2 protein-coding genes are annotated in these 1,850 nt (G+C 38.0%); both read right to left on the bottom strand.

Annotation, left to right across the window (positions count from 1 at the left end; all coding sequences use genetic code 11):
* Positions 1 to 97: 97 nt before the first annotated feature.
* Positions 98 to 310 carry a PD-(D/E)XK nuclease domain-containing protein gene (locus RW114_RS21175; protein ID WP_479687048.1) on the bottom strand — a complete coding sequence of 71 codons (213 nt, stop codon included), beginning with the start codon at positions 308 to 310 and terminating at the stop codon, positions 98 to 100.
* 2 nt (positions 311 to 312) lie between these two features.
* Positions 313 to 1,326, bottom strand: coding sequence for a nucleoid-associated protein (locus RW114_RS20510; protein WP_340124583.1), 1,014 nt, complete (start codon positions 1,324 to 1,326; stop codon positions 313 to 315).
* Positions 1,327 to 1,850 lie beyond the last annotated feature (524 nt).

Below are 1,850 nucleotides of genomic sequence, written 5' to 3'. Positions count from 1 at the left end.
AAATACGGAGCGGCAGAAATATCAGTTCCCGTATAAAAAAATTGGGACAGCGCCATTCAGCTGGAGTGTGAACAGGGCTCTATCTTAAATTAAGGCATTATTTGTCTGGACAATGGGGTCCACTATAGTGATACAAAAAAATCTGATCTTCACCATGTGTTTTCCTTTGGTTTCCGTTTTTTTGTAAGTGGCTCGGATTATTACAATCAATAGATACATTGTGGATTGATGGTTTCCATCCGATCATCTCTAGTAGCTTGGAAGCTAACTTTTCACCAATCTCTCCTGACTTTTTTGATGTTTCTCCCATAACTAATCCTCCATAATTTCGATAGCTATTGTGGCAAATAAGCCACTCTGCGTTTTCTGTATGTCTATTTTTGATATGTTTGCGCTGGTATTTGACATAACCAAAGTAATTCCGTCAGCAATGCGGGTGTGTTTAGTTAGGCTTTTGGTGTATTTTGCAAAAGCTGGACTATCAAGCGTCAATTCATCGGCAAGATCAAACCCGCTTTTTACTTGAAGATTACTCAATATTTCATTCAATGAATCTTGTTCTACATAATCGGATGAAATTTTTTTAATAACGCCTAACGAAATTGTTTCAGAATCTTCTATGCTCTTAGATATTCGATTTCCGAGTTCAAGAGCAGAATTAGGATCAGATATTTTTGATGATATTGCTTTCAATAATTCGCCTCCCACTTTTGCACAAACCTTAGGTGTACTTTGCGGCGTAATTTTTAAGAAAGACTCCATCCAATATTTTGTTTTTTGGCTTAATGTATCTACCGCAAACACTCGGTAATTACTTGATAGAACAAGAGCGCCTTTCTGCATTTTTTCAAGTGAAATACCTGTTCGCTCTATTAATTGGAATGCACCCGCATCATCGTTTATGTCAAGATAACTATCTTTCGTTTCAATCCGGTAAATTCCTAATGCGTCACACTTTGTGCCATCAACGACAAGCCCTGTAAACAAAATGATGATTAACTCCCCGCTAGATATTTTTGGATGAGTAGATGCGCTATACAAATGCTTAGCAATATTTCGGGATTGTTCGCTAAAAATTGAAGGGTTTGCAAAAACTTGCTTTGTGAAATGATAGATAGTATTTAGGCCTATATCAGATTCATGATAAAAATCGTAAATCTCATTCCTTTTTACCAGTGGAGAAAGATAATGACGAAGAAGAATATCATCGATATCTTTGGTTCTTTTTATCTCTTGAGTTGAGAGCGAGTACCCCTCTTCCCTTATTCGATTTCCTACGCGGTGAACAATAGCTTTTGTAACTTCGGCAGAACTTATATCAATCATATTTCCTACACTTTTGCGGTAAATAAAGGGGATGAGGAGGTCACAATAATATGACCAAATTAGTTATTTTTGGTGAACCCTCCATAGGAAGTTGTACGACCATTAATTATTGGGGGTGAATTATGCTTTCACTAGGGCAATTAAAAGTTATCTCAAAGTGATCAACAAACTAATGCGATACCAAATTTAGGCTAACGATAATTCGATAAGGTAGCTGATTATAGCTGTTAATAAATTTTATTGCATGCCAGTATTTAAGCTGCTGGGGTTCAGAGGCATTGAGGATTACAATTTCAAAGTTGGGCTACTAACTTAAGCTCGTAGATACCAAATCAATACCCCCCAACAATCACAACACGACTCCGCCCTCCGCCCTGTTTTTCGACCACCACTTTAGCCCATCTCCTTACACACAAATACTAAACCAGTCCATCTAGCTTGCGGGCTATCTGTATTCCATACACGCAGTCTTGTATTCTCTGGAACCCTTTCCATATGCTTTTAGCGCCGGGCTCTCCATCCGA

The organism is Methylobacter svalbardensis (assembly GCF_037671525.1).
GTDB classification, from domain to species: Bacteria; Pseudomonadota; Gammaproteobacteria; order Methylococcales; family Methylomonadaceae; genus Methylobacter_A; species Methylobacter_A svalbardensis.
This window is presented reverse-complemented; position numbering and strand designations above follow the sequence as displayed.

What these genes read in the sequence shown, in the direction of transcription:
- RW114_RS21175 (WP_479687048.1), bottom strand. Translation starts at nt 310, where the DNA reads ATGGGAGAAACATCAAAAAAGTCAGGAGAGATTGGTGAAAAGTTAGCT.
- RW114_RS20510 (WP_340124583.1), bottom strand. Translation starts at nt 1,326, where the DNA reads ATGATTGATATAAGTTCTGCCGAAGTTACAAAAGCTATTGTTCACCGC.